General features: G+C 68.1%; 13 protein-coding genes. 7 read left to right on the top strand and 6 right to left on the bottom strand.

Annotated features, from left to right (window positions below):
• Positions 1 to 2 precede the first annotated feature (2 nt).
• From ACYPYD_RS07040 to ACYPYD_RS07050, 3 genes are all read right to left on the bottom strand, one after another.
• Complete coding sequence (locus tag ACYPYD_RS07040) at positions 3 to 4,658, bottom strand: MupA/Atu3671 family FMN-dependent luciferase-like monooxygenase (protein WP_459662599.1); 4,656 nt, start codon at positions 4,656 to 4,658, stop codon at positions 3 to 5.
• A 132-nt stretch (positions 4,659 to 4,790) separates the two neighbouring features.
• The gene (locus tag ACYPYD_RS07045) at positions 4,791 to 5,717 is read right to left on the bottom strand and encodes a glycosyltransferase family 2 protein (protein ID WP_459662600.1); all 927 of its coding nucleotides are present in this window, start codon (positions 5,715 to 5,717) and stop codon (positions 4,791 to 4,793) included.
• Entirely contained in the window at positions 5,714 to 6,898 is a 1,185-nt protein-coding gene (locus tag ACYPYD_RS07050) for a glycosyltransferase family 2 protein (protein ID WP_459662601.1), read from the bottom strand. The genes ACYPYD_RS07045 and ACYPYD_RS07050 overlap by 4 nt, the downstream gene beginning before the upstream one ends.
• A gap of 261 nt (positions 6,899 to 7,159) precedes the next feature.
• On the opposite strand from ACYPYD_RS07050, the gene ACYPYD_RS07055 reads away from it, so the two are divergent.
• Both ACYPYD_RS07055 and ACYPYD_RS07060 read left to right on the top strand, forming a co-directional pair.
• Positions 7,160 to 8,536: an oligosaccharide flippase family protein gene (locus tag ACYPYD_RS07055; protein ID WP_008830605.1), complete on the top strand. Its 1,377-nt coding sequence runs from the start codon at positions 7,160 to 7,162 to the stop codon at positions 8,534 to 8,536.
• Positions 8,533 to 9,837, top strand: a complete 1,305-nt coding sequence (locus ACYPYD_RS07060) for a glycosyltransferase (RefSeq protein ID WP_459662602.1) — start codon at positions 8,533 to 8,535, stop codon at positions 9,835 to 9,837. The genes ACYPYD_RS07055 and ACYPYD_RS07060 overlap by 4 nt, the downstream gene beginning before the upstream one ends.
• Before the next feature lie 173 nt (positions 9,838 to 10,010).
• Here ACYPYD_RS07060 and ACYPYD_RS07065 read toward each other — a convergent pair whose 3' ends face one another.
• Genes ACYPYD_RS07065 through ACYPYD_RS07075 form a run of 3 tightly spaced genes read right to left on the bottom strand, consistent with a single transcriptional unit; the run spans position 10,011 to position 14,080 of the window.
• A complete protein-coding gene (locus ACYPYD_RS07065) occupies positions 10,011 to 11,597 on the bottom strand; it encodes an O-antigen ligase family protein (RefSeq protein ID WP_459662603.1) in 1,587 nt (528 codons plus the stop codon).
• A gap of 20 nt (positions 11,598 to 11,617) precedes the next feature.
• A complete protein-coding gene (locus ACYPYD_RS07070) occupies positions 11,618 to 13,153 on the bottom strand; it encodes a hypothetical protein (RefSeq protein WP_459662604.1) in 1,536 nt (511 codons plus the stop codon).
• Positions 13,154 to 13,180: 27 nt separating this feature from the next.
• Positions 13,181 to 14,080 carry a WecB/TagA/CpsF family glycosyltransferase gene (locus ACYPYD_RS07075; RefSeq protein ID WP_459662605.1) on the bottom strand — a complete coding sequence of 300 codons (900 nt, stop codon included), beginning with the start codon at positions 14,078 to 14,080 and terminating at the stop codon, positions 13,181 to 13,183.
• 257 nt (positions 14,081 to 14,337) lie between these two features.
• On the opposite strand from ACYPYD_RS07075, the gene ACYPYD_RS07080 reads away from it, so the two are divergent.
• The 5 genes from ACYPYD_RS07080 to ACYPYD_RS07100 are packed head-to-tail and all read left to right on the top strand — an operon-like array spanning position 14,338 to position 19,493.
• A complete protein-coding gene (locus ACYPYD_RS07080) occupies positions 14,338 to 15,054 on the top strand; it encodes a polysaccharide biosynthesis/export family protein (RefSeq protein ID WP_248005707.1) in 717 nt (238 codons plus the stop codon).
• Positions 15,051 to 16,205, top strand: coding sequence for a hypothetical protein (locus tag ACYPYD_RS07085; RefSeq protein ID WP_172704933.1), 1,155 nt, complete (start codon positions 15,051 to 15,053; stop codon positions 16,203 to 16,205). Before ACYPYD_RS07080 ends, ACYPYD_RS07085 begins: the two co-directional genes overlap by 4 nt.
• Positions 16,202 to 17,698, top strand: coding sequence for a GumC family protein (locus ACYPYD_RS07090; RefSeq protein WP_008828314.1), 1,497 nt, complete (start codon positions 16,202 to 16,204; stop codon positions 17,696 to 17,698). Before ACYPYD_RS07085 ends, ACYPYD_RS07090 begins: the two co-directional genes overlap by 4 nt.
• A 24-nt stretch (positions 17,699 to 17,722) precedes the next feature.
• Positions 17,723 to 18,493, top strand: coding sequence for a CpsD/CapB family tyrosine-protein kinase (locus tag ACYPYD_RS07095; RefSeq protein ID WP_459662606.1), 771 nt, complete (start codon positions 17,723 to 17,725; stop codon positions 18,491 to 18,493).
• A 34-nt stretch (positions 18,494 to 18,527) separates the two neighbouring features.
• On the top strand, positions 18,528 to 19,493 hold the full coding sequence (locus ACYPYD_RS07100; protein ID WP_459662607.1) for a phytanoyl-CoA dioxygenase family protein: 966 nt from the start codon (positions 18,528 to 18,530) through the stop codon (positions 19,491 to 19,493).
• Positions 19,494 to 19,596: the final 103 nt, after the last annotated feature.

Below are 19,596 nucleotides of genomic sequence, written 5' to 3' on the forward strand. Positions count from 1 at the left end.
GTTTAGACCCTCACGCCGATGCGGGCGGTAGCGCGACGATTGCGTGCCTGATTGCGCATTTCGGCGCGGTTCTGACCGGCGAGCGCGGCGGCATCGTCCTGCCCGCCCGACAAGTGCGCGCCGAGCGCGGCGATGGTCGGGAAGCGGAAGATGTCGGTCAGCGCGACCGGCTGCGTGAGTTCGGCGGACAAGCGGCGGTGGACCTGGATGGCGAGCAGCGAGTGGCCGCCGATGTCGAAGAAGTTCTCCGTCAGGCGCACTTGCGGCAGCTTGAGCACGTCGCACCAGATCGCCTGGATCTGGGCCTCCACGCCGGTCGCCGGGGCGGCGCTGTCATCCATGTTGTCGACGACCACGCTGACCGGCTCGGGCAGGGCATTGCGGTCGATCTTGCCGTTGGGCGTGCGCGGCAGGGCTTCGAGCAGGACGAAGTTGCCGGGCACCATGAAGTCGGGCAGCCGCTCCCGCAGATGCGCGCGCAAGTCCTCGACCGCCGGGGCCCCGGTGCGCGGGGCGAGGTAGGCGACGAGGCGGGTGGCGGCGCCTTCCTTGCGGGCGACCACGACGGCCTCGGTAACCTCGGGGTGCGCGGTGAGCGCGGCCTCGATCTCGCCCAGTTCGATGCGGTAGCCGCGGATCTTCACCTGATGGTCGAGGCGGCCGAGGAATTCGAGCGTCCCGTCCTCGCGCTGGCGGGCGAGGTCGCCGGTGCGGTAGACGCGCGCGCCCGGATTGAACGGGTCGGCGACGAAGCGTTCGGCGGTCAGCTCGGGCCGGTCGTGGTAGCCGCGCACGACCCCCGCGCCGCCAATGACCAGCTCGCCCGGCGTGCCCTGCCGCACCGGCTGCAGTCGCCGGTCGAGGATGTAGATCTGCTGGTTGAGCAGCGGCCTGCCGAGCGGCGGCGCGCCCCCTTCGTCGAGCGCGTGGACCGCGGACCATACGGTCGTCTCGGTCGGCCCGTACATGTTCATGACGGTGCCGGAAACGAGGCCGGTCATGTCGGTCGCCAGCTGCGGCGGGAACGCCTCGCCGCCGACCATGAGGTGCTGGAGCGCCTGCAGGCGCGGGCGGGCAGCCGGGTCGCTCGCGAGCACCTGAAGCAGGGACGGCGTACACTGCAGGTGCGTCACCCCGTGGCGCGCCATCAGCTCGTGAAGCGGGCGTTCTGCGGCGTTATGGTCCCGTTGAGTGCCGTTGAGTGCCAGTGTGCGCAACTGCGCGATTTGCGGCAAATGTTCGATAACCGTCTGGGAATCCACGCCAAAATCGACAAGGCAGCCGATCTCGTCGACGCCGATCGCCGACAGGCGGTGGACCAGTCCGACGTTGTCCTCAGGCGTGCCGAACAAGCCGCTGGTCTCGAAGTAGCGCTCGAAGGCATGGTCGAGCAGGGCGTCGGTCTCTTCCTCGGAAATGTCGGAAAGCTCCAGTCTTTCAGCACCTTGCGGCGTCTTGAAAGCCGGGAACGACCAGGCGTACTGCTTGAGCAGATTGGTCGAGGTGCGCAGGTACTCGATGAGCGCAGGCTTGACGGCCGCGCGCACCGCATCTTCGCTTTCTCCAAGAAAAGTGTGCAACATCAAGGTGATGCGCCCCTCTCCCGAATGCCCGGCCTCGTGCCAGGCGCTACGATAGGCGGCGATCTTGGTCGCCACCTCCTCGATCGACTGCCCCAGCAGGTGCGTCAGCACATTGGCGCCGACGCGCCCTGCCTCGCGGAAAGTCTCTGAATTTCCAGCAGAAGTTATCCAGACCGGCAGCTCCGGCTGGACCGGACGCGGGTACGTGCGCACCGAAACATCGTGCCCCAGCGGCCCCGGATAAGCCCGCGCCTCGCCCCGCCAGAGGCCCCGGACATCCTCGACACAGCGCTTGAGAACGCCCGCGCGATCGGCATAAGCCCCTGGATTCAGGACGAAATCGTCCGGCTGCCAGCCGGACGCGAAAGCAATACCCACGCGCCCGCCGGACAAGTTGTCGACCAGCGCCCACTCCTCGGCGATGCGAAGAGGGTGGTGCAAGGTCCCGACCACGCTGCCGGCACGGATCTGCACCCGCGACGTGATCGCCGCGATCGCCGCTGCGGCGACGGCGGGATTCGGGTAAGGCCCTCCAAAGTCATGGAAATGTCGCTCCGGCGTCCAGATCGCCTCGAAGCCCTCGGCATCGGCGAAACGGGCGCCTTCCAGCAGCAGGTTGTACTGCTCGGCCGCGCTGCCCGCGCTGGAACTGGCGAAGTAGAACAGGCTGAAACCGACCGGGCGGGCATCGGCGGCCGCCACTTCCGGCACATCGCCGCGCACTTCGCGCTCGCTGGCGATGACGATGTGGTAGCCGTGCATCAGCGGCCACATCAGTTCCAGCGTCGAGATGTCGAAACTGAGGCTGGTGACCGCCAGCCACGTCCCGTCCGGCGCGATCTTGCGGTCCATTCCCGCGTAGAAATTCAGCAGGTTACGGTGCTCGACCATGACGCCCTTGGGCAAGCCGGTCGAGCCCGAGGTGTAGATCATGTAGGCGAGATTCGCGCCTTCTGCGCCGCCGTCGAACGGATCGGACGGGCATGCGGCGAAGACCTCGCGCATGGTATCGACGTGCAGGATCGGCGCGTCCGTCTGCGGCAGATCGCCCGCCAGCGCGGTCTCGCTGAGGATCAGGCCGAGGCCCGAATCCGCCACCATGTGCGCGATGCGATCTCGCGGATAGGACGGGTCGAGCGGCACGTAGGCACCCCCCGCCTTGTGCACGCCGATAAGGCAGGCGAGCATCTCGACAGAGCGCGACAGGTGCAGCCCGACGAGAACCTCCGGCCCTACGCCGCGCGCGGCAAGGTCACGGGCGATGCGGTTGGAAAGCGCATTGAGCTGAGCGTAAGTCAGCGAGGTGCCGAGGGCGGTCACCGCCGGCTTTTCCGGCGTGCGCGCCGCCTGTTCGGCGAAATGGTGATACCAGGCGGGGCCGGTGAGGAACGGGCCTTCGGTCGCATTCCAGGCGCCGACGATCCGCGCATGTTCCTCGGGCTCGAGCAGCGACAGGCTGCCGACCGGCGCATCGGAGGCACCTGCGCACATCGCCTCGAAGCCGCGCACAAGGTCCTCGGCATCGGCGCGGGCGAGACGGGTGCCGTCGCAAGTCCAACGCAGCGTGCCTTCGGAGGCGCAGACGGCGATGTCGAGTACGGCGTCGCTGGCGCGCGCTTCGTCGAGGCGCTTCACGACCTGTATGCTGACAGGGTGGTCGAAGCCGGTCCGCCCGCGCAGTTCCGGGCTGCGGGCGATGAGGTCGGCGGAAATGGCCACGCGGCGGTGCATCCCGGCCACTTCGCGCTCCAGCGCATCGCGCAAGGCGGCGATGGGAGCGCTGAAATCGACCGCAACCTTGAGCGGCATTTCTGGCGCGAACCAGCCCGCCACATCGTCCAGTCGCGCGCGGCTGACACAGTCGCAGTACCCGATCTCGACGCTCGCGCGGTCTGCAGCGCGCGCCAGCCACGCGACCAGAGCGGCCAAAGCCTCGCCAGTACCCAGCCCCTGCGGCAAGGCGCGGTCAAGCACGAAGGACTGCGCAGGCCCGTCACCGACGCGCGGCGTGAACTGCGGCAGTTGCAGGCTCTCGCGCTGCTGCAGGCGGCGGCGCCACCATGCCTCGTAGCGTCCGGCGGCGGCATCGAGGCCGTCCAGCTGATCACGGCGCGTATCGTCGATCACGGTGAATCCGCCCGCCCCGATGAGCAGTTCACCGACCTGCGCACCACTCAACACTTCGCCCGAAAGCGTGGCGAGGCGATCGATCCGCATGTCCAGATCACCGGTCGCGACCACAGGTGTCGGGCCGGAGACGAGGATAGTGCCCGGTGCGCGGCCCGATGCACTGGCGAGCGGCGTGACCTGCTGTACCAGCAACAGATGCTCGTCCAAGAGCGCCTTTGGAGCGCCCATCGGGTTGGCGTAAGCGCCGAAGTCGAGCGCGCGGACGAAGCGGGCGATCTCCTCGGCCGAGCGGCTCCAATCGATGGTGGCGGCCGCCTGCGGGCGGTCGGCGCGGCCGACCATGCGATCGGGCGCGCGGTCCTGCCGGACGGCCGCTGCGACCGCGCCGCCCAGATCGGCGACGAGCCCTTCGAAGCAGCGCAGGCCCGCCTCGAAGCAGCGGGTGTTGAGCGACAGCGCGGTTTCCTCTTTGGCGATGTCGAAGCGTTCGGCGGCGAGGATCGCGCCTTCGTCCACCGCGCCGGTCATCAGGTGCCAGGTCACTCCGTGGCGCGGCGCTCCGTCCAGCAGCGCCCAGACCGGGGTGTTGAGGCCTGCCAGTTCGGGCAGCGGCCCGTCATGGAAGTTGATCGCCGCGCGCGAAGCCAGCGCCAGAACTTCGGCCGGAAGGACGGCGAGGTTGGAGATGCTGAAGACGTAGTCGACGCTGCCGATTTCGGCCGCCAACAGGGCGCGCGGTTTCTCGAACAGCGTAATACCCTGACGGCGCGCCCAGTCGGCGGCGGGAGACATCGGCGCCGCCACGACAGCGGCGATCCGGTGCCCGCGATCGAGGAGCAGCCTGCCGCATTCCGCGAGCAGCGTTTCGTTGCCGACCAGAATGCTGCTCATGCCCGAACCAACAGGCGATTGCCCGTTGCCGGTGAAGTCGTCGAAAGACGCCATGTGATGCCCCACGCCTGAATGATTTCCCCCAAGTCGATACCGACTGTATTGGGGCTGAATTTGGAAAACTATGTCCCAAACCCCGCCCCTGTTTTCACCATGGGTGGTTACTTGGGTGTTTTAGGGAGCGAATTACTTATACTCGATCAGACGGGCGGGCCGCGCCGTGATGTGCCGGGACTTGCGGCGGCGCCAGTAATCGATCTGGCCCTGCAGATGCGGCAACTTGCCCAGGATCAGCCAGGTCGCCTGAAGCGGGTCCTTGCGCGCCCGGATGCGCAGCCAGAGCACGGGCCAGAGCAGCCATAGCGGCGGCAGCGACCAGACCACGTTGCTCAGGACCTTGCGGCGCAAGTCGCGCCCCGCTTCAGGGTCCTGCGCGCCGCGCATCGCCAGTGCCTCCGCCGTCGCATAGCCGCTGCGTCGGTTGCGCTGCCACCACTGGCCAAAGCGCATCATCGCCGCGTCGTGGATGGTCATGTCGCCCTCGATCCGGCGAATGAGCCAGCCGCGCCGCCGCATGCGATGGCACATGTCCGGCTCCTCCCCGGCGATCAGGGTCTCGTCGTAGCCGTTGACCTGGCGCAGCGCCGCGACGCGGAAAAGGGCGTCGCCGCCGACGCTTTCGGCAAGGCCGATCGGCGTGTTCCACTCGGCCTCGCACAGCCGGTTGTAGCGGCTGGCGTCCGGAGCCTTCTCGCGCCTGCGGCCGCAGACGGCGGCGAGTTGCTGGTCGGCCAGCATCACGGTTCGCGCTTTTTCGAGCCAGCCGGGGATCAGTTCGCAATCGCCGTCGATGAAGTGGACGAGTTCCAGCTGTGGATCGCTTTCCAAATGCCAGTGCCACCCGGCATTGCGCGCCCGCGCCGCCGTGAAGGGGAGGGCCGGGTCGAGTTCCACCACCGGCAGCCCCCGTGCCCTGACCCGCTCCACGCTGCCGTCGGTCGAGCCGGAATCTACGTAGACCACACGCTGTCCGGTCCGCGTGACGCTGTCGATGCACAAGGTCAGGCGCGCGCCTTCGTTGCGGCCGATGATGACGAAGCCTACTGGCGTCACGGTAAACGCTCCGTGCGGGTCCACTCCCGCTCGCGCCGGGTCACGAACTGGGCGATCAGCGGCAGCTTCCAGACGAAGTAGCCCGGCAGTTCGCGCAAGGACGACCACGGCAGCGCGTCGCGCCCGTGATGCCACCATGCGAGCGACACGCCGAGCGCCGCCGCGACCTGAGCCGCCAGCAAGGTCAGGAACGGCGCCGTCGGTCCCGCCAGCGCGAGCACGATCCCCAGAGCGGCCGCCGAGCAGAGCGCCAGCAGCACGGTCGGCGGCACCATGAGGTCCAGCGCCACCACCGCCAGCGCCGGGCGCCGTACCGCGCGCGCCAGCAGTCTGGGCACGTAGCGCCAGGCGGTCTGCATCATGCCGTGCTCCCAGCGGCGGCGCTGGCTGCTTGTGCCCTCGACCGAACTGGTGGCGCTCAGGATGCGGGCGCCGGGCTCGACGACCACGCGCCTGCCCGTGAGCAGCAGGTCGAGACCCATCTCCAGGTCCTCGACCAGAGAGCCGCCGGGCCAGCGCATTTCCAGGTACATCGCGCGCGGAAAGGCCATGCCCGAACCCTGCAGCAGCGCCATGCCGGACAGGCGGGCCAGCCCCTGCAGCCGCACGAGGTTCTTGACGAGGAAGGCGAAGCTGGAAACCCGTACGACCGCGCCCGCATCGCGCGGGGCGGCAAGCAGGAAGATGCCCTGCACGGCGGCATCGCGCCGCGCCGCCGTCTCCGCCAGCGTCGTCAGGGAGCCCGGCATCGCCCGGCAATCGGCATCGAGCACGATTACCGCGCCGCAGTCCGGACGATGCTCGGCGATGAAGGCGCGGGCGTAGTCCAGCGCATGGCCCTTGCCGCGAAGGTCCGGATCGCGGCGTTCGATCACCGTCGCGCCCAGCGCGCGTGCTCTTGCCGCCGTATCGTCGGAACAGTTGTCGGCGACCACCAGCAGTTCGTCACCGCCGCGCAGCTGCGCCAGAGCCGCGCGGGCGCTAGCTTCGATCCCGGCGGCTTCGTCGTGGGCGGGCATGACGACGATGAAGGACGGCGCCTTCCCGCTCTCCACCGAAGGTCCACGCCGTGCACCGACGAGGCATTCGAGCGCCAGCATCGCCGTCGGCAACCCCGCCGCGACCGCCATCCACCATGCAGAGCCAAGCGCCATGCGATCGGCGAGCGCAAGCACATCCATCCGCTTCCCCCTCTCGCGCCCCACGGCGCCAGCTTCACCGGGGTCGAGGATAAGGAGCCGCCGAGGGGCCGGGCAGCCCTGAAACTCCCTTGGAAGTTCTCATGATCGACACCGGACTGCCCCGGCCAATAGACTTGAGCCCGAAGCTTCATTGCGGATTTTCAAGGAGAGTTGCTGCGTGCACATCGGGCTCTGCTCACATCGTCGGCTGCCGTTTGCGCGCATGATGACCGGACGCGTGACGCCCGGAAGCGCGACACAATGACCGCGCAGGCCCCGAGCGCCGGATGGGCGCCGCTCCGCCCCGGCCTGATGAGCCGACTGCGCGGCGCGGCTCTGCGGGACACCAACGTCGTCGTCGCCTCGGTGGTGGTCACGAACCTGCTGCGGGCGGTGAGCAGCATGATCCTCACCCGGCTGCTGGCACCGGAGGTGTTCGGCATATCGGGCGTCATCGCCTCGCTGCAGTTGACCATCGCCTTGCTCAGCGACTTCGGCTTCCAGGGCTTCATCGTCCGGCAGAAGGACGGCGACCGCAAGCGCTTCCTCGACACGGTGTGGACGGTGGCGGTGCTCCGTTCGCTGCTCCTCACGGCGATCATGGCGCTGCTGGCGGTGCCGATGGCGCATGTCCTCGGCAGGCCCGAACTGGCCCCGCTGATCGCCGCCGCCTCGCTGCTGTTCCTGGTGGACGGCCTCGCATCGACCAGCATGATCACGGCGCTGCGCAGCGGCCGCATCCTGCGGCTGTCGGGCGTCGAACTCTTCGCGCTGATGATGCAGATCGCGGCGAGCGCGCTGCTGGCATGGGCCTGGCCGACCTACTGGGCGATCCTGGGCGGCATGTTCATCGGCACCGGGCTGAAGTCGCTGCTGAGCTTTGTGGTGTTCCCCGACGCCCGGCGCGCCTTCGGGCTGGAGCGCGAGACGCTGAAGGCGCTTTGGGCGTTCTCCCGCTACGTCACGGGATCGAGCATCATCTACCTGATGGTCACCCAGTGCGACAAGCTGGTGCTGGCCAAGTTCATGCCGCTGGACCAGTTCGGGTTCTACGTCCTTGCTGGCAACCTCGCCTCCGCGCCGCTGGCCTTCGCGGGCAACTACACCAGCCGCGTGCTGCTGCCTGCCTATGCCGCGCTGTGGCGCGAAGGCGCGAGCGACCTGAAGGCGCAGTTCTATGCCCGGCGAAGACTGCCTTCCATCCTCTACGCCGCCGCGACCGGCGGGATCATCGGCAGTGCGCCGCTCATCATCGGTCTGTTCTACCACTCCATCTACGCCGAGACGGCATTCTACATGCAGATCCTGTGCATCTCCTCGCTGCTGGCGATGCCCTCCAACGCGGCGAACGAAAGCCTGATCGCGACCGGCCGGGTCAGCGCCTATTTCGAAGCCAACCTCGCCAAGCTCGCGTGGCTGATCGTGATGGGAACCGCAGGCTATCTCCTGTGGGGACAGATCGGGCTGGTCGTGACGGTGGGCACCATCGAAGGCGCGGCGCTGGGGCTGAAGTGGTGGCGCATGTGGCAGGTGAACCTGCTGGACTTGTGGCAGGAGGGACTGTTCCTCGGCGCCGGGCTCGTCGGCGCGCTTCTCGGAGTGGGGGCCAATCTCGTGCTGGGCCCGTTCCTGACATGAGCGACATTCCCGACAACGACACGCTGCTGATCTATGCGCCGGTGCCGCTGCACCGCGATGCGGCGGGCGATCTCTTCGTCGAGGCGCAGGCGGTGAACGGTCTGCGGCTGTGGGCCGCCAACTTCGCGCGCGTCATCGTCATGATGCCGCTGAGCCCGGAGCCGGTTCCTGCGGGCTGGGTGCCGGTTTCCGACACCGGCGGCAAGCTGGACCGGGTCCGCTTCGAGATGCTGCCGATGGCCTACCGGCCGGACCAGTTCCTGCGTCATCTGCCGGCGACGCGTCGCCATATCCGCAGGCTGATCGCCGAGGCGCAGTGGCTCAGCTTCGCGATCGGCGGCCTGTTCGGGGACTGGGGCGCGGTTGCCGGTTTCGCAGCCCACGACATGGGCCGCCCCTTCGCCGTGTGGACCGACCGCGTGGAATCCGAAGTCGTCCGCAAATCGTCGGCGAGCGGCCCCTGGAAGGAGCGTCTGCGCGCCCGGCTGACTCACCGGCCGATGGCGCTGCTGGAGCGCGCGGTGATCCGCCGCGCCTCGCTCGGCCTGTTCCACGGGCGGGAGACTTACGAGACTTACGCGCCCTTCGCCACAGGCCCGGCGGAGGTGGTCCACGACATCCACATCGCGCCCGGCGACCACATCACCGCGGATCGCCTCGCCGTCAAGGTCGCGCAGGCGGGTGAAGGGCCGCTGCGGCTGGTCTACACCGGGCGAGCCGATCCGATGAAAGGCCCGCTCGACTGGATCGAGGTGCTGGAGCGCCTTGCCGCGACGGGCGTGGACTTCCGCGCCCGCTGGCTGGGCGACGGATCGGAACGGCCCGCGATGCTCGCCCGCATCGCCGCCGCCGGGCTGGAAGCGCGTGTCGAGATGCCCGGCTTCGTGACCGATCGCACCGCGATCCTCGAAGAACTGCGCGGCGCCCATGCTTTCCTGTTCTGCCACCTGACGCCGGAATCGCCGCGCTGCCTGATCGAGGCGCTGGCGTCCGGCTGTCCGATCGTCGGCTACGGCAGCACTTATCCGGCGGACCTCATCTCCGTCCACGGCGCGGGCGTGCTCGTGCCGATGGGCGACAGGGCCGCGCTGGCCGGGGAACTGGCCCGGCTGGACGCGGACCGCCCCCGGCTCTCGGACCTGATCGTCAAGGCATCGCGCGACGGCGCGCCGTTTACCGACGAGCACGTCTTCGAACACCGCAGCGAAGTCATCCGCCGCCATCTCGGCCCGGCCAATGCCATGGCGGGAAGCCATCCGGTAAGGCCGCGAGCGGGCAAGCCGGCGATCTCCGGGGCCTGACGACCCGCCGCCGTTATCGGGTCCGACATGGCGCATCCTTGTTCATTTGTATCGTCGTCATTCCCGCGAAGGCGAGAACCCATCTCCTGACATTGCCTGTTGCACGGCTTTCAGATGGGTTCCCGCTTTCGCGGGAATGACTAGCGCTGGTTTCGATCGAGGCAAGGTCAGGTTTACGCCGATGCCAATCCCGGCTGCGCGGTCGCCTGCCGCACACCCGGCGCGGGCCGCTGCCGCAGCGTCTGCTGGTACTCTTCCTCCGCCTGCTGCGCGGCATAAGTCCGGCTGATGGCCCGGATGGCGGCGGCGAAGCCCATGAAGCCGATCGTCAGGTAGGCCATGCGGGTGGCGAAAAACGTGAAGAACAGCGTTGCCGCCAGCGCGGCGAGGCTGCCGAACACGAAAGCCGCCGGCACCGCCGTCCCCGTCGCGATCTCGGCGCGGCGCATGCGCCACAAGTACGAGAGCGGGGCCGTGAAATTCCACACGAAGGCTGCCAGCCCGATGACCCCCGAAACGAGCGCGAACCACAGGTACGAGTTCACGTAGTCGATGATGCCCTCTCCCTGGCGCATGTCGTTCAGGCGCACTTCGAGCTGATCACGGGAAAAGCCGACGATCGGGCTGTCCCAGAACTCCTGCACGCCGCGATCGAAGAGGGCGCGGCGATATTCGCCGGTCTCGCTCGCCTGGCCCGACAGGCCGAGGGAGTCGGAGAAGGACGGGTAGATGCTGGCCGCAGCGAAGATCAGCGTCAGCGCCGCCGCCGTCGGCGCGGCCTTGCGGACGAGCGCGCTCCAGCGACCGAGGAACATGTCGGCGAGCAGGACCGCGATGCCCAGCGCCACCCAGGCATTGCGCGACTGCGGCGCAGAAAGGCCGAGGAACAGGGCCGCGCAGAGCAGACCATGGCGCATCCGGGTCCGGAAATCGTCGCGAATGAGCCACAAGGCAAGCATGCACAAGGTCATGACCAGCGCGATCGAGGTCGGCTCGTTGAACGGTCCGCCCGGTCGCATGAAGGCACCGCGCACTTTGACCGCAAGCAGCTTGGGCACGTCGTAATGCCAGTACAATTCGTTGTACATCGGCCAGTTCTGCACCATCTCGAATACGAGCACGCCTGAAATCGCGATGCCGGAGCAGGCGAACCAGCACATCCCCGTGCGCATCGAGGCGAGATCCCTGAAACCCCGGCTGAGGATGAAGTACGGCATGCCGTAATCGAAACCGATGTTGATCGTCGTGCGCAGGAAGTGCGTAAGGCTCGTCTCGCGGGCGGATGCAAAGACCATGACGAGCAGAACCACGGCGACGCGCATGTCATCGCCGCGCCCGATCCGCGCCTTGCCGGGCGCGATGACGATCGCGATGACCGCGCCCAAGGCCAGCATGTCGTGCACGCTGATGTCGAACAGCTTAATGCCGGCCAGCTCGACCGCCTGGTCGAGACTGGGGAGCAGCATCAGGCTGTACAGATAGACCCCCGCGATCTCTTCCGACCGACGGGCGAACAGCGGAACCCACATCAGCATGACGAAGTAGAGCATCCACACGTTCGGCAGCAGCCAGGCGACGGCGGGCATGAAGAAGGTGATGAGCACCGCCTTCACCGCCATCTCCTCGCGCAGAGGCGCACGCAGGCATCGCAGGAACCAGAGCACGCCTGCCGTGCTGCAAACGGCGCCGTAGAATCCCGGCTTGGCGACGACGAACAGGATGGCGGCCGTGACCAGCATGGCCACCACGATGAGCGGCATCGCTGACGAATTCTGTCGGTTCAATGGCTTGCCTCCAGGAAGCGGTGCACGGCCTGATACTTGGGCGCCTCGGCGATCGGCTGGCCGCCGTATTCGCGCAGGCCCCACGAGCCGTATTCGGAGATCGGCGCGGTCGATGCATAGAGCATCATCGTGTCGCCGAAGCGGTCGCGCCACTCGGTAAGATAGCGGGCATAGGCCTGCCCCATGCGCGGATCGCGCTGCACCGACCGGGCAAGCGCCAGATCGGGCGTGACGAGGTGCTGCCCGGCTTCGTACGTGATGTAGCGCTTGCCGTACTGCGCGGCGATCTCGCGCTGCTCACCCGCCATGTCGAGCGACTTCTCGATCGCGGCGGGCATCGCCGCGAAGACGCGGTCGGTATCGCCGGCATGGTAAGCGTCCATGTCCATCCACACATAAGGCGCGGTCGCCAGGGCATCGACCCAGTCGGCGGTATCGCGAAAGCCCAGAATCATGCGCGCAAGACCGGCATTGGCGTTCTGCGTCGCGGCGACCCGCACGAGCGCGCCGGGCCTGTCGGCGAACACCTGCGTCCAGATCCGCATCGTCTCGGTCACCCGCTCGGCGTAGCGCTCCATCGCGGCGCGCGTCGCGTTGCCGTCGCCCAGCCCCCGCGCCAGCCCCTCGCGCTCGGCATCCTTGGTCGCGTCGAACATGTCGTTCCAGACCTCGTTGCCCAGTTCGACGTAGACCCGGCTGCCCGGATCGAGCCGCTGGTGGACGAGCTGCGCGAAGCTGCGCACGTAGGCCTCGTCGGCGTGGAAAGGCAGGGTGAACCAGGCGTCGGCGTGGACCGTGTTGGCAAGGTCCACCATGTCCTCCACCGAGGCGCCCGCAGGCCCGGACTGCGAAGAGGTTTGCGGGAGTGCCCGCTGGCTCCAGGTCAGGCGCAAGTTGTCGTTGGTGCGCTGCCAGTCCATGAAGCGCAGCACCCCGAAGCCCGACACGAAGTTCACGAACTCGGGGTCGAAGCGGACGCTGGCGGGCGTGCCTGCCTTGCGGCAGTCGATGTCGCGCACCGGATCGCGCGGGTCGGTGCGGGTAAGCTCGATCCACGCCATCTCGTTCTCCTGGCCGGTCGGCGAGAGTTTCAGGTCGAGGCTGTGCGGCCCGCGCCCGGTCACTTCGACCACGCCGTCGGCTTCAAGCTGGCCGGTGCCCAGGAAAGTGCAGCGCACTTCGACCGGCCGGAACGGCGCGGCGGGCATGACAAGCAGCCGCGTCGCGCTCTGGCCCGGCTCGAGCTGTTTCACCCACCCCAGCGCGTCGAGCTGGCCTGCAGGCATCGGACTCCAGCCCTCTCCGCGCGACTGGAACCATTCGCTTTGCGCGATCATGTTCGCGAAGGCCTGCTGGCGGTTGTACCAGTGCAGCGTGAACAGGTTGATTCCGATGGTCGTTTCCGGCGCGGGCGCGACCCGGACCGACCGCAGTTCGGTGCCCCCGGCCGCCTGCCACGCCCCTCCGACGTAGAGCAGCGCGGACAGCGATGCCGCCCCTCCGACCAGCATCGCCAGTGCCATGCGGTTCATGATTCGCCCCCGGATCATGCCCCGCGCCTATGCGTGCAGCGGCGTTCGCGCCGGGCCCGGAGCCCGGCTGCTGCGCCACATCTGGTGGATACGGAAGATTTGCGGCCCCTCGATCAGATAGCGCCGCCAGAGCCGCTGCGGGTTGGAGCAGAGCCGGAAGGCCCACTCCATCGACATCTGCTGGATGACCACCGGCGCACGCTCCTGCTCGCCGGACAGGAATTCGAGGCTGGCGCCGATGCAGAAGCCGATGCCCTGCCCGCCGCGCGCTTTCGAGACGCGCCGCGCGATGATCTCCTGCTGCGGCGAGCCGACGGCGAGGAAGGAATAGCGCGCCTTCGCCTCGACAAGGAAGCGCACCGCCCGCGCCGTCTCGCGCGGGTCCTTGATGAAGCCCATCGGCGGGTTGTAGTGCCGCACGTTGCGCAGCCCGTAGAGATCCTTGATCCGCGCCACGGTGGCCTCGCTGCCGCCCAGGATCGCGACGGCGTCGTCGGGGGCTATGCCCTGCTCGAACAGGCGCAGCGTCAGGTCGCTGCCCGTCACCACCGGAAGCTCGCGGCCGTCACCGCGCGCCAGGCGGGCGAGGATGCGGCTGTCGCACAAGGTCATCCACGCGTCGCGGTACGCGGGCCACAAGTCCGAACGCCGCCGCAGCAGCCGCACGACATGATCGACGTTGGGCGTGACGATATAGGTGAAGGGCGCCGTGGGCGGCCGCTTGCACACCGCGTCCATCGCCGTCGGCAGGTCGATCGGCGTGAAGTCGAGGTCGAGGAATTCGACATCGTCGCGGTGCGCTCCGCGATCGGCAGCCTCATGCCCGGCATCGAGATCGAGCACATCCGGCAGCGGCAGACCCAGGGCGGGTGCCAGTGCGGGCGCAGGAATTTCAAGGCCGGTGATGTTCAGGTGTTCAAGCGACATAGAGCGTACCTCCCCACACGCGATTATGCCGCCGCCCTGCGCCGTGGTCTTCCCGAGCAACTGCGCAGGGTGAAGGGAGAGGCCCATTCCGCCTGCCGAAAATCCCCCTGGGAAATATCCGCAAGGTGTGCGCGACGAGCCGATGCGGGTTTCTCCCCACGGATAAGCACGCCCTCCAATGGGAGAATTTTCGGCAAGTACCGCATGGGGTTAGCTTTTCGACAGACCGGCATTCGATGTCGGCTGTGGGGGTAGACATGCTTCAATCGAACGATTCACATCGGTCGCGCACCGCGCGCCGGTCGATCCGAGCCGTTGCGGCGGCCGCTTCGCTGATCGCCCTGGGCCTTGCGGTCCACCCGGTCGCAGCGCAGGTCAAGGCTGGCAGCCCTGCCAGTCCGGCGATCGCGCCCGCCGTATCCGGCGCCCAGTCCGCCGCCGCGATGCCCGACGCCGCCTCGGCCACGCGCTACAAGGTGAAGGCGGGCGACCAGCTCGACGTATTCGTCTGGGGCGAGGAGCGCATGCAGCGCCAGGTTCTGGTCCAGCCGGACGGCACGTTCGCCTTCCCGCTGGCGGGAACGATCCGCGCCGACGGCCGCAACGTCACCGACATCGCCGACGAGATCCGCGGCCGCATCGCGCTCAATTACACGGCCGCACCGCCCGACGTGACGGTGACCGTGCGCGAGACCGACGGCACGCGCTTCTACGTGCTTGGCAAAGTCCGCACGCCCGGCAGCTACACCAGCCGCTCGGTCCCGAACATCCTGCAGGCGCTCAGCATGGCCGGCGGCACCGCCGAGTTCGCCGATACCGGCAGCGCGGTGATCCTGCGCCAGACCCGCAATGGCCAGGTGGTGGAGCGCATCCAGCTGAGCAAGCTGCTGAAGGGCGCCCGCTCGCTCAATTCCGGTGCCCTCGGCACCCCGCTGCCGACGCTCCAGAGCGGCGACGTCCTGCTGATCCCGTGACGGCGGTACGTCGTGGCACCCTGCTCCTCCTGGCCGTCGCCCCGTCGACGCTGGGGCTCGCTTCCACCGATGCGGCCGCGCAGGAGCAGCCGCCCTACATCGAATTCGACATGACGGGGTTCACGGGGCGCAACCCGTTCCTCACCACGGACGACCGCAAGATGACCTCGGGCGGCGAAGTCTCCGCGCAAGGCAGCGCGGGGGTCAGGATCGATCCCAAGACCACGCTCGATCTGGACGGCAAGCTCGCCTATCGCCGCTACAGCCGTCGGTACGGGGATTTCGTCACGGGGTACGCCCGGACGGCGATCGACTATCGCGGCAGCGAGCGCTTTTCGGCCCGCACCGAGGGCGGCTTCGAGCGCCTCCTTCCGCTGGAAGGCGGCACCGGCTCGATCGATGCCGCGATCGACCCGGTGAGCCTGCAGGAACGCTACGAACTCAAGCAGAGCATGCGCTGGCGTCCCGACCAGTACATGACGGTCAGCGGCGAGGCGGCGTGGAGCCGGTTGTCGCCGCAAGGTTCGCTGCTGCTGCGCCGGACCGACGCCACCAGCTTCGGCCTCGGCCTGGAGCGCAGGCTTTCGGGCACCTCCTGGGTCGGCCTCGGCGGTATGGCGACGTTCAGCAAGTCGGCGGACCGATCGGAATCGGATTCGGCGATCTTCGTCCTCAAGGCCGGTTCGCGCATCGCGCCGAACCTGTCGATCCAGGCCGAAACGGGCGTCTCGAAGATCACCCGGCGCGAACCGGGACGGCCGAACGAGAACAACCCGTTCCAGCTCACCACCGCCCTGTCCGTATGCTACGATCCGCGCCGTCTGCGGGTGTGCATCGAGGGCCGCATCTCGCCGGTCGTCACCAGTTTCGGCGGCATCCAGCGCGAGAAGGTGCTGACCACCACCTTCGACTTCCAGACCAGCGATCGCGGCAGGCTGAGCGCGAGCGGCGAGTATCGCTCGGTTCCCAGTCCCACCTTCGGATCGGACGCGAAGATCGTGCGCCTGTCCACGACTTACGAGCACCGCCTCGACGACCGCTTTCGCCTTCACATCGGCGCGGACTATGACCGCCGCACCGGCATGACCACCCAGACGCAGAAGTCCTGGACGATCCGGGCCGGCGTCACCTTCCGGATACCCAGCCGATGAACAGCACGACCCAGACATCTGCGCCCGTTTCGCCGCCGGCATCCATCGTGGGCGATACCGACTCCCTCGGCATATACCCGGTCGAGATCCTGGCCATGCTGCGTCGCCGGTGGCGCTGGCTGATCGCGCCGACCCTGCTCGGAGCCGCCGCAGCGGCGGGCTCGGTGGTGATGCGAGAGCCGGTCTACCGGTCCTATGCGACGTTGCTGATCGATTCCCCGCAGATCCCGCAGAGCCTGATCTCCTCGCCCATCACCGAAGTGGCGGACGAGCGCATCGCCAAGATCCGCCAGCAGATCGTCAGCCGCGACAGCCTGACGCGACTGATCGAGCAGAACCGGCTTTATCCCAGCGAGCGCGCGGCGATGGACTATCCCAAACTGCTCGAGATCATGCGCACGAAGATCGGGGTGAACCTCGTCGCCGCCAACCAGGCGCAGGGACGCGGCGGCACGATCGCCTTCAACCTCACCTTCGACTACCGCGATGCCCGCACCGCGCAGGCGGTGACCGAGCAGCTGACCAAGATGTTCCTCGTCGAGGACAAGCGCTTCCGCACCGAGCAGGCCACCGGAACCGCCGCCTTCCTCGCCAAGCGCTCCGACGAACTGCGCCGCCAGCTGCGCGACCTTGCCGAGAAGCGCCGCGGCGTGCAGGCCCGCTATGCCGGTTCCCTGCCCACCGACGTCGCGCTCAGTTCGCAGTCGAGTTCGGCGATGCGCGCGGAAATCTCGCGCACCGATGCCGAGACGCAGGGACTGGTGCAGCAGTCCAGCCTGCTCGCCGCCCGCCAGCAGGAACTGGAGCGCACCCCGCCCGGCATCGAAGGGATGCAACGCGCCGAGGAACGCCTCTCCGCACTGCTTTCCACCCATTCGGAAAATTTCCCCGACGTGATCGCCGCCCGCGCCGAAGTGGCACGTCAGCGCGCCCTGGTCGCGCGGGAACCGGGCCGGGGCGAGACGCTGATCGAGGCCGAGATCGCCGCCGGGCGCGAGCGCATCTCCACCCTCGCCGCCCGCCGCGCGGAACTGGTGCGCACGATGGCCGACATCGACGCCCGCGTCGCGCAGGCACCGCAATCGGCCTACGAACTCAACACGATCGAGCGCGAGTACGACAACATCAAGCGCCAGTACGACTCCCTGCGCGAAAAGCAGCTCGACGCGCAAGTCGCCGCCAACCTCCAGTCGGAGGACAAGGGCGAGCGCTTCACCGTGGTCGATGCGCCCAACCTGCCGCTGCACCCGCTCGGCCAGAAGGGCTGGATGGTCGTGCTGATGGGCATCGCCGCCGGGTTCGTCATGGGCCTCGTCCTGATCATCGGCCGCGAGATGCTGACCGGCACGATCCACGGCACCGAAAGCCTGCGCCGCGCCGTCCGCGCCCCGCTGTTCGGAGCCGTCGCCACCAGCCGCACACCCACTTTTCTCGATCGGCTCGCACGCTGGCTGCCGGGCCGGGCGCATGCCGCAGCCTATTCGCCAGCCTAAGCCAGTCATAACGGGAGCAGGCCCATGAACGCCGAAGTGCCATTCATTCCGCAAGGCGGCATCGAAGTCCCCGCCGTCGCCGGCATCACCTTCACGCCCGATGCCGCGCACCTGGCCGACAACCACATCGTCGGCCTCGCCCCGCCGAGCAACGAGCTGCGTCCCTTCACGATGATCCGCTCGGCCTTGCTCGACCACGCCCGCGCCACTGGCACCCGCGTCTTCGCGGTGACCTCGGCCGAGCCCGGCAACGGCAAGACGCACATCACCCTCAACCTCGCCATGGCCATGGCACGCATTCATCCCACCGTCCTCGTCGAGCTGGACCTCCGCCGCCCTGCCCTGGGCGAGCGGCTGGGCCTGCCGGACGACTATGCGGGAGTGGAGGACTACCTTGCCGGTGAGTGTCCCTGGAGCGCCACGCAGGCGCGGATCGAGGGGCTCGACCTTACCGTCCACCGCGTCCGTAGCGCGCGCGACGATGCCGAGGCACTGCTCGCCTCCAACGCACTGGCGCTGGCGCTGCACAACCGGCACTCGATCGACAGCGGGACGATCTGCATCATCGACACGCCGCCCGCGATCCTCAGCGACGACCTCGCGCTGATCGCCCGCAATGTCGATGGCATCCTGATCGTCGCGGAAGAAGGCCGCACCGCCAAGGCCGCCCTTCAGGAGATCATGCAAGCCGTCAGCCCGACGCCGATCATCGGCACCGTGCTCAACCGGTCCATCTCGCAGACCGCGAGGCGGGTCGATTACGGGTACTACAAGAGCGGCTCCAGGCAGGCCTGACGCGGCCGCACACCGCCCCATACCGGAGGATGCAATGACGATCCTGAAGCTGAAAGCGCGCGCCCGATGGCTGCGCGACCTTCCCTCGCAGACGGCGCTTGCGGTGCTCAACGAAAAGCGCCTGCGCCTCTGGCTGGGCAAGCGACACCGGGCCGCCGTAAGCCGCCATGCCCGCCGCCTGCCGGATCTCGACGCCATCGGCAACGACATCGTCGCGCAGCTCAACCGCAAGGGCGTTTGCGTGACCACGCTAGACGCGCTGAAAATCCACGGCGCCGCCGAGGTGGTCGAGACGGCATGGGCTCTGTCCAGCGACTTCGCCCCCGAAGCCCGTGCGCTGGCCGCCGGGGGCAGGCAGTTCATCATCGTTCCGCCCGCCGAGATCGTGCGCAACCCCGACATCTACCGCCTCGGCCTGCACGAACGCCTGCTCGACATCGTCGAGAGCTACATCGGCCTGCCGGTCGCCTACGACGGCGTCGCGATCAATTACACCGTCGCCGACGGGCAGGAGGTCGCCACCCGCAAGTGGCACCGCGACCGGGAGGACCGGCGCATGCTCAAGGTCGCGATCTATCTCCACGACGTCGATGAGGAAGGCGGGCCCTTCCAGTGCATCGCCCGGCAGGACACCATACGCAACGACATCGACGGCTACCGCTACGAATTCGGCGAAGATCCGCTGCTCAAGGCGCGGCTGGGGCCGGACTACATCGACGACATGGTAAGCTGCACCGGCCCGAAGGGCACCGTGGTGTTCTGCGACACCGCGCGCTTCTTCCATCGCGGCAAGCCCGCCACCGCGCGCGACCGGGCCGCGCTGTTCTTCAGCTATTTCGCCAGCCCGCCGCGCCATCCCTTCCTGTGCGAACGCAGCGGCATCGATCGCGGTGAAGCATTGGGCATGATCGAGGGACTGGACGAACGCCAGCGCCGCGCCGCGCTATGGCGCCGCCAGCTCTCGCCGGTCATGCGGATGATCCCTCCCGCCAGCGTCTGACGCGCGGGTCACCCTTGTCGGAGCCTGATTTTCCTCGGTTGAAACACCCGTAGTCATCCCCGCGAAGGCGGGGATGACGAGGCCGATCGCGAGCGCAGCATGC

The sequence above is a fragment of the Novosphingobium sp. 11B genome (assembly GCF_054589055.1).